Raw genomic sequence first — 7,618 nt, 5'->3', positions numbered from 1 at the left:
CCGGTCGTCCGGCGGCGTCGGGGCGACTCGCCGGATGACCGGCGTGCCTCCCGCTGCCGGGTCACCTGCGGGCGGACAGCTCGGCCAGCCGCTGTTCGATGGCGGCCAGCCGGTCGTCGAGCGACCGGCTGTGCAGCAGCTCGGCGATCTGGTCGGCTTCTTCCGGCGTCAGCTCGACGACGTGTCCCTCGTCCTCGGGATCGCCGTCCCGATAGATGGTCAGCCCGCGTCGGCCGTCGCGGAAATCGATGAGCGCGAGCCGGTCTCCTCTTCCGGTCGTGATCTGGTGAATGGTGCCGGTTCCGGGGACCGTCGCCGGAATGATCTCCATCTCCCTCTGCCTCCGTTCTCGTGGGGTGGTCGTTCGGGCTGCGGGTCCTCGTCACCGCGCTCGCCGTACCAGCGGGCCAGCCGGCCGCGGCGGCCCACGGCGCGCAGTCGCCGCTCGACCTCCTCGCGGGTGCGGGAGGTGGCGACGATCAATAGCTGGTCGCCCTCGTACAGCCGGGTGTCGGGAGCGGGCACGAGCGAGGACCGGTCGCGGATGATCAGGCTGATGGCCGCCGGTCTGGGCAGCCGCAGCTCCGAGACCTCCACCCCGTGCAACCGCGACCCTTCCGGCACCGTGACCGTGAGCAGCTCGGCGTCGAGCACGTCGAGCGGCGCCGACTCGATGTCCACCTCCCTGGCCTCCTCCGGTCTGACCAGCCCGAGCAGGCGGGTGACGGCGGGCAGGGTGGGCCCCTGGATCAGGGTGAACACCACGACCAGGACGAAGACGATGTGCAGCACGTCGAGGGCGCCGGGCACCTGGGCCACGATCGGGAACGTGGCCAGCACGATCGGCACCGCCCCGCGCAGCCCCGCCCAGGAGATGAACGCCTGTTCGCGCCAGGGAATCCGGAACGGGACCAGGCACGCGAGCACCGAGATCGGCCGGGCCACCAGCAGCAGGAAGGCCCCGATGACGAGTGCGGGCAGCAGCGCGTCGAGCAGTTCGCTCGGGTCGACCAGCAGGCCCAGCATGACGAACAGCCCGATCTGCGCCAGCCAGCCGGCGCCTTCGGCGAAGGAGCGGGTGGCGGCCCGGTGCGGCAGCATCGCGTTGCCGAGCACGATCCCGGACAGGTAGGCGGCGATGATCCCGGAGGCGTTGGCCCCGCCCGCCGCGGCGAAGGCGACGATGCCGAACCCGAAGGAGGCCAGCGGGTACAGGCCGCTGGAGGGCAGCGCCACGTACCGCAGCGTCGCCACTCCCGCCATGGCCACGGCCAGCCCGATGACCGCGCCCGCGGCGATCTGGTAGACCATCTGCCCGCCGATGGTCAGCGGGTCGGGCAGGCCGCCGGAGGCGCTGAAGACCAGCACCAGGATCACGGTCGGCGCGTCGTTGAAGCCGGACTCGGCCTCGACCATGCTGGCCAGCTTGCGCGGCAGCGGCAGGGACCGCATGACGGCGAAGACCGCCGCCGCGTCGGTGGACGACACGATGGCGCCGAGCAGCAGCGCGAGCTGCCAGTCCATGCCGAGCAGGTAGTGCGCGCCCGCGGCGGTCAGCAGGACGCTGATCACCACGCCGGCTGTGGCCAGCAGGGCGGAGGGGGCGAGCAGCCGGCGCACGTCCGCCCACCGGGTGCTCAGCCCGCCCTCGACCAGGATGACGGCCAGCGCGGTCGCGCCGAGCGTCTGGGCGAGCTGGGCGTCGTCGAAGGGGATGCCCAGCACGTCCTCGCCGAGCAGCACGCCGAGCCCGAGGAACAGCAGGAGGCTGGGCAGCCCCAGACGGGAGGCGGTGCGCGCCGCGGCGATGCTGACGAGCAGCACCAGGCCGCCCGCCAGCAGCACGACATAAAGCTGCGGCAACGTCATCGTCGCCCCTCCTTCTCACATGAAGTAGCGCAGCCAGACATACAGCCAGGCCATCGCTGTGCTGACCGCCGTGGTGAGAAGGCCGTACTTGGTGAACTGCCAGAATGTGATCTTGTGACCGGACCGTGCGGCCAGGCCGATGGCGACCACGTTCGCGCTGGCCGCCACCGCGGTGCCGTTGCCGCCGAAGTCCGCGCCCAGCGCGAACGCCCACCACAACGCCTGCCCGGTGTCAGGATCGGGAGCCTGCGCGACCAGCCCTTCCACGATAGGCGCCATGGTGGCCACGTACGGGATGTTGTCGAAGAACGCGCCGAGGACGGCCGAACCCCAGATCAGCGCGGTCGCCGCGCCGAAGAAGTTGTCGCCCACCGCGCCGATCGCCCAGTCGCCGATGGTCTTGATGACCCCGGTGTGCACCAGCCCGCCGACCATGACGAACAGGCCCATGAAGAACACCAGCGTCGGCCACTCGACCTCGGCCATCACCTCGGAGGTGTCGGCGCGCGCGACGAGCATCATGACGCCGGCGCCGACCAGCGCCACGATCGCCGGTTCGACGTGCACGATGGCGTGCAGCCCGAAGCCGACGATGACCAGGCCGAGCACGACCAGGCAGCGGACGAGGAGCTTCGGGTCGGTGATGGCCCGCTTCTCTTGCAGCGCCATCACCTCGGCCACCCGGTCGGGGTTGTACTGGAACGACCCGCGGAACATGAACCAGGCCAGCAGCAGGAAGGCCGCCATGACCACCACGACGATGGGCGCCATGTGGACCAGGAAGTCGTTGAAGGTCAGTCCCGCGCGGCTGCCGATGATGATGTTCGGCGGGTCGCCGATGAGGGTGGCGGCGCCGCCGATGTTCGAGGCCAGCACCTCGGCGATGATGTAGGGCTGGGCGGGGATGTCGAGCCGCTCACACACCATCAGCGTCACGGGCACGACCAGCATGATCGTGGTGACGTTGTCCAGGAAGGGGGAGGCGATCGCGGTGATGCCCATCAGCATCACCATCAACCGGTACGGGCGCCCTTGGGATTTCTTGGCGGCCCAGATGGCGAGAAAGTCGAAAAGTCCGGTCTGCTTGACGATCCCGACTATGATCATCATGCCGAGCAGGAGGAAGATGACGTTCCAGTCAATGCCCTCGTGCTCGGAGAAGAAGACCTCAGCGCCGGGAATCAGCCCGAGCACCGCCATGACACCGGCGGCGACGAGCACCACCTTGACCTTGTTCACCTTCTCGGTGGCGATGAAGAAGTAGGCCACCACGAAGACGGTCAGGGCGATGACACCGCTCATCGCGCGTGCCCCGGTGGTCCTGTGCGGGCCGGCCGCGGCAAGGGCACCAGATACGGTGTTGATATGTCAAGATGTCTCATGGTTTACAGTTTCGGTAACGAGCTGGTAAATGCGCCATCGGGGCTGACACCCATCTCCGGTGGGGTCCACCATGTAGGGACCCCCAGGTAATTGGGTGCTGGCACCGATGGACAGGCATGCGGCCCGGCGGCGACGCTGGTGATATGAACGAGCGACGTCCGGTGTCCGCGAGGTCACCCGCGCAGGCGCTGTTCCGGCGGCTCGTCTTGATCAACGGGCTGGTGTTCACCCTGGGCACGCTGATCCTGGCGGTCTCGCCGGCGACCGTCTCGGCGCCGGTCCTGCTGACCGAGATCCCGGTGCTGATCGTCGGGCTGGCGCTGATGCTCACGGCGAACGCGGTCCTGCTGCGCCGGAGCCTGGCGCCGCTGGGCGCGCTGACCGCGCTCATGCAGCGGGTCGACCTGCTGCGCTCCAGCGACAGGCTCCAGGAGAGCGGCAACGGTGACCTGAACGACGTGGTGGCCACGTTCAACGCGATGCTCGACCGGCTGGAGGCCGAGCGCAGCACGGCGGCGGCGCACGCGCTGGCCGCGCAGGAAGGCGAGCGTCAGCGCATCGCCCGCGAGCTGCACGACGAGATCGGCCAGAGCCTGACGGTGGTGCTGCTGGGCCTCAAGCGCGCCGTCGACCGGGCGCCGGAGGAGCTGTGCGAGGAGCTGCACGCCATCCAGGAGACGGTCCGCAGCAGCCTGGACGAGGTGCGTCAGGTCGCCAGACGGCTGCGCCCCGGCATGCTGGAGGACCTGGGCCTGATCGCCTCGCTCAACGCGCTGGCCGCCGACTTCGCCGGGATGTCCGACGCGCAGGTGACCCGCCGGCTGGAGTCGCACCTGCCGGAGCTGGGCCCGGACGCCGAGCTGGTGGTCTACCGCATCGCGCAGGAGAGCCTGACCAACGTGGCCAGGCACGCCAAGGCGTCCAGGGTCGAGCTCTCGCTCTGCCGGCAGCCCGGCGGCGTGGTGCTGAGGATCGCCGACGACGGCCGCGGCGGCCGGATCACCGAGGGCGCGGGCGTGCGCGGCATGCGCGAGCGCGCGCTGCTGATCGGCGCCCGCCTGTCCATCACCAGCCCGCCGGAGGGCGGCATCACCGTGCAGCTGACCATACCGGTCCGGCCGGAAAGGAACTGATCAGGTTGGAACGGACCCGCATCCTGCTCGCCGACGACCACGCGCTGGTGCGCCGCGGGCTGCGGCTGATCCTGGACGCCGAGCCCGACCTCGTCGTCGTGGCCGAGGCCGGCAACGGCGCGGAGGCCGTCGAACTGGCCGGCGAGGGCGTCGACCTGGCCATCCTCGACATCGCCATGCCGCGTATGACCGGTATCCAGGCGGCGCGCGAGATCTCCCGGCGCTCGCCCGAGGTGCGCCTGCTCATGCTGTCCATGTACGACAACGAGCAGTATCTGTTCGAGTCGCTCAAGGCCGGGGCGTCGGGTTACGTGCTCAAGTCCGTGGCCGACCGCGACCTGCTGGAGGCGTGCCGGGCGGCGATGCGCGGCGAGCCGTTCCTCTACCCGGGCGCGGTGACCTCGCTCATCCGCGACTTCCTGCAGCGCGACCAGCAGGGCGACGAGCTGCCCACGAGCCTGCTCACGCCGCGCGAGGAGGAGATCGTCAAGCTGGTCGCGGAGGGCCACTCGTCCAAGGAGATCGCCGACCTGCTGGTGATCAGCATCAAGACCGTGGACCGGCACCGCGCGAACGTGCTGGCCAAGCTGGGCATGCGCGACCGTCTGGAGCTCACCCGGTACGCGATCAGGGCGGGCCTCATCGAGCCCTGAGGGTTCGCCATCCGGTCACAGCGTTGACATCCTCACAAATTGCCTCATACGTTCTGTGCGAAACGTTTCGAACGGCGTTCACCCAGGAACCGGAGGGGCATGACCTCGCTGCGCGACGTGGCCGAGCGGGCCCAGGTGGCCGTCAGCACGGTCTCCGCCGCGCTGAACGGCACCCGCCCGGTCAAGGCCGAGACCAAGCGCCGCATCGAACAGGCGGCGGCCGAACTGGGCTACCGCCCCAACCTGCTGGCCCGCGGCCTGGTGAGCAAGCGGACCCGGATCCTCGCCCTGCTGTTCCCGCCGCCCGGCAGCGGGTTCGGGCTGACCGAGATGCAGTTCGCGACCGCCGCCGCCGAGGCCGCCGCCGAGCTGGGCTACCACATGCTGCTCTCGCCGGAGAGCGCCGACCCGGTCGAGGAACTGCGCTACCTCACCGGGATGGGCCTGGTGGAGGGCGTACTGCTGATGGAGGTGCGGCTGACCGACGAGCGGACCGACTTCCTGCTGGAGTCCGGGGTGCCGTTCGCGATGATCGGCCGTACCCGGGACCCCGGAGCCGTCGACCACGCCGACATCGACTTCGCCCGCACCGCCAGAGAGGCCGTCGCGCACCTGGCCGGGCTCGGCCACCGGGCCATCGCCTTCTTCAACCACTCCACCAGCGCCTACTCCCCCGAGTACGGGCCGTCGGTCCGGGCCGGGGCGGAGTTCGCGGCCGCCGCGCGCGAGGCCGGCCTGGGGTACGCGGGAGACGTGCGCGCCGACACGGCGGACGAGGGACGGCGGGCCTTCGACCGGCTGATGGCCGAGCACCCCGAGGTGACGGCCGTCGCGGTGATGAGCGACCGGGCCGCGGTGGGCGTGCTCCAGGCGGTCGAGGAGCGCGGCTGGAGCGTCCCCGGCGACCTGTCGCTCGTGCTGGCCAGCGCCTCCGCCCGGGTCGCGGAGATGTTCCGCCCCCGGCTGACCACGCTGGAGCCGCCCGGGGCCGAGCTGGGCAGGCTGGGCGCGCGCATGCTCATCGACCGGCTGGAGTCCCCCGGCTCGCCGCCGGCGCACCGCCTGGTGCCGTGCCGGCTGGTGATCGGCGACAGCTCGGCGCCGCCGCGCACGACGGCCTCGCGAGGGGCCCCGCAGACCGAAGCATGAAGCGAGACCGAACCCTCAAGGAGTGACCCCCCATGCCGACCTTCCCCGAGAACTTCCTATGGGGCACGGCCACGGCCGCCTACCAGGTCGAGGGCGCCTGGAACGAGGACGGCCGCGGGCCGTCGATCTGGGACACCTTCTCCCACACGCCCGGCCTGGTGACCGGAGGCGACACCGGCGACCTGGCCTGCGACCACTACCACCGGCTGGAGGAGGACCTGGACCTCCTGGCCGGGCTGGGCGTCGGCGCCTACCGGTTCTCCATCTCCTGGCCGCGCGTGCTGCCCGGCGGCGGCGACCGGATCAACCAGGCGGGGCTGGACTTCTACCGGCGGCTGGTCGACGGCCTGCGGGCCAGGGACATCGCCCCGGTGGCCACCCTGTACCACTGGGACCTGCCGCAGGAGCTGGAGGACGCGGGCGGCTGGCCGCACCGCGACACGGCGTTCCGGTTCGGCGAGTACGCGCGGCGGATGGGCGAGGCGCTCGGCGACGGCGTGCGGACCTGGATCACGCTCAACGAGCCGTGGTGCTCGGCCTACCTCGGCTACGGCTCCGGCGTGCACGCCCCCGGCCGCACCGACCCGGCGGCGGCGCTGGCCGCGGTGCACCACCTGAACCTCGGCCACGGGCTGGCCGCCCGCGCGCTGCGCGAGGTGATCGACCCGGCGGCCGAGGTGTCGGTCACCCTCAACCTGCACCACGCGCGCGGCGTCTCCGAGCGGGACGCCGACGCGGTCCGGCGGGTGGACGCGCTGGCCAACCGGGCCTTCCTCGGCCCGATGCTGGACGGCGCCTACCCGCGCGACCTCCTCGACGACACCGCCTCGGTCACCGACTGGTCGTTCGTCCTGGACGGCGACGAGGCGACGGCCGCCGCGCCGATCGACCTGCTGGGCGTCAACTACTACAACCCGGTCCTGGTGCGGCAGTGGGACGGGAGCAGCCCCCGCGACACGGCCGACGGGCACGCGGACGGCGCCGCCTCGCCGTGGATCAACTGCGAGGAGGTCGAGTTCGTCCGGCAGCCGGGGCCGTACACCGAGATGGGCTGGAACATCGACGAGACCGGTCTGACGGAGCTGCTGCTGCGGCTGCGCCGCGACTACCCGTCGCTGCCCCTCATGATCACCGAGAACGGGGCGGCCTTCCCCGACGAGGTCTCCGCCGACGGCCGGGTCCGCGACGACGACCGGATCGACTACCTGCGCCGCCATCTGACCGCGGTGGCCGAGGCGATCGAGGGCGGCGCGGACGTGCGCGGCTACTTCCTCTGGTCGCTGATGGACAACTTCGAGTGGGCCCACGGGTACGCCAAGCGCTTCGGCATCATCCGCGTGGACCGCGACACCATGGAGCGCACCTGGAAGGACAGCGCCCACTGGTACCGCGGCGTGGTGGCGGCCAACGCCCTGCCCGCCGAGGCGGTCA

General features: G+C 71.2%; 7 protein-coding genes. 4 read left to right on the top strand and 3 right to left on the bottom strand.

Translation table 11 applies throughout. The annotated features are described in order from the left end of the window. Nucleotides 1-61: 61 nt before the first annotated feature. The 3 genes from OUY22_RS34540 to OUY22_RS34530 are packed head-to-tail and all read right to left on the bottom strand — an operon-like array spanning nt 62 to nt 3,171. Entirely contained in the window at nt 62-331 is a 270-nt protein-coding gene (locus tag OUY22_RS34540) for a hypothetical protein (protein WP_270159507.1), read from the bottom strand. After that, a complete protein-coding gene (locus OUY22_RS34535; protein ID WP_270159504.1) occupies nt 220-1,869 on the bottom strand; it encodes a potassium/proton antiporter in 1,650 nt (549 codons plus the stop codon). Before OUY22_RS34535 ends, OUY22_RS34540 begins: the two co-directional genes overlap by 112 nt. Before the next feature lie 15 nt (nt 1,870-1,884). Continuing rightward, nucleotides 1,885-3,171, bottom strand: a complete 1,287-nt coding sequence (locus OUY22_RS34530) for an ArsB/NhaD family transporter (protein ID WP_270159502.1) — start codon at nt 3,169-3,171, stop codon at nt 1,885-1,887. 224 nt (nt 3,172-3,395) lie between these two features. Here OUY22_RS34530 and OUY22_RS34525 point away from each other — a divergent pair, with 224 nt between their 5' ends. From OUY22_RS34525 to OUY22_RS34510, 4 genes are all read left to right on the top strand, one after another. Then, complete coding sequence (locus OUY22_RS34525) at nt 3,396-4,385, top strand: HAMP domain-containing sensor histidine kinase (RefSeq protein ID WP_270159501.1); 990 nt, start codon at nt 3,396-3,398, stop codon at nt 4,383-4,385. 5 nt (nt 4,386-4,390) lie between these two features. Then, complete coding sequence (locus OUY22_RS34520; protein ID WP_408638253.1) at nt 4,391-5,038, top strand: response regulator; 648 nt, start codon at nt 4,391-4,393, stop codon at nt 5,036-5,038. A 99-nt stretch (nt 5,039-5,137) separates the two neighbouring features. Beyond that, nucleotides 5,138-6,187, top strand: a complete 1,050-nt coding sequence (locus OUY22_RS34515; protein ID WP_270159499.1) for a LacI family DNA-binding transcriptional regulator — start codon at nt 5,138-5,140, stop codon at nt 6,185-6,187. A 32-nt stretch (nt 6,188-6,219) separates the two neighbouring features. Further along, on the top strand, nt 6,220-7,618 hold a 1,399-nt coding region (locus tag OUY22_RS34510), incomplete at its 3' end, for a GH1 family beta-glucosidase (protein WP_270159498.1).

Source organism: Nonomuraea corallina (assembly GCF_027620315.1).
Taxonomy (GTDB): domain Bacteria; phylum Actinomycetota; class Actinomycetes; order Streptosporangiales; family Streptosporangiaceae; genus Nonomuraea; species Nonomuraea corallina.
This window is presented reverse-complemented; position numbering and strand designations above follow the sequence as displayed.

Excerpts from the sequence above, each read along its gene's own strand:
- OUY22_RS34540 (WP_270159507.1), bottom strand. The coding sequence starts at position 331 with ATGGAGATCATTCCGGCGACGGTCCCCGGAACCGGCACCATTCACCAG.
- OUY22_RS34535 (WP_270159504.1), bottom strand. The coding sequence starts at position 1,869 with ATGACGTTGCCGCAGCTTTATGTCGTGCTGCTGGCGGGCGGCCTGGTG.
- OUY22_RS34530 (WP_270159502.1), bottom strand. The coding sequence starts at position 3,171 with ATGAGCGGTGTCATCGCCCTGACCGTCTTCGTGGTGGCCTACTTCTTC.
- OUY22_RS34525 (WP_270159501.1), top strand. The coding sequence starts at position 3,396 with ATGAACGAGCGACGTCCGGTGTCCGCGAGGTCACCCGCGCAGGCGCTG.
- OUY22_RS34515 (WP_270159499.1), top strand. The coding sequence starts at position 5,138 with ATGACCTCGCTGCGCGACGTGGCCGAGCGGGCCCAGGTGGCCGTCAGC.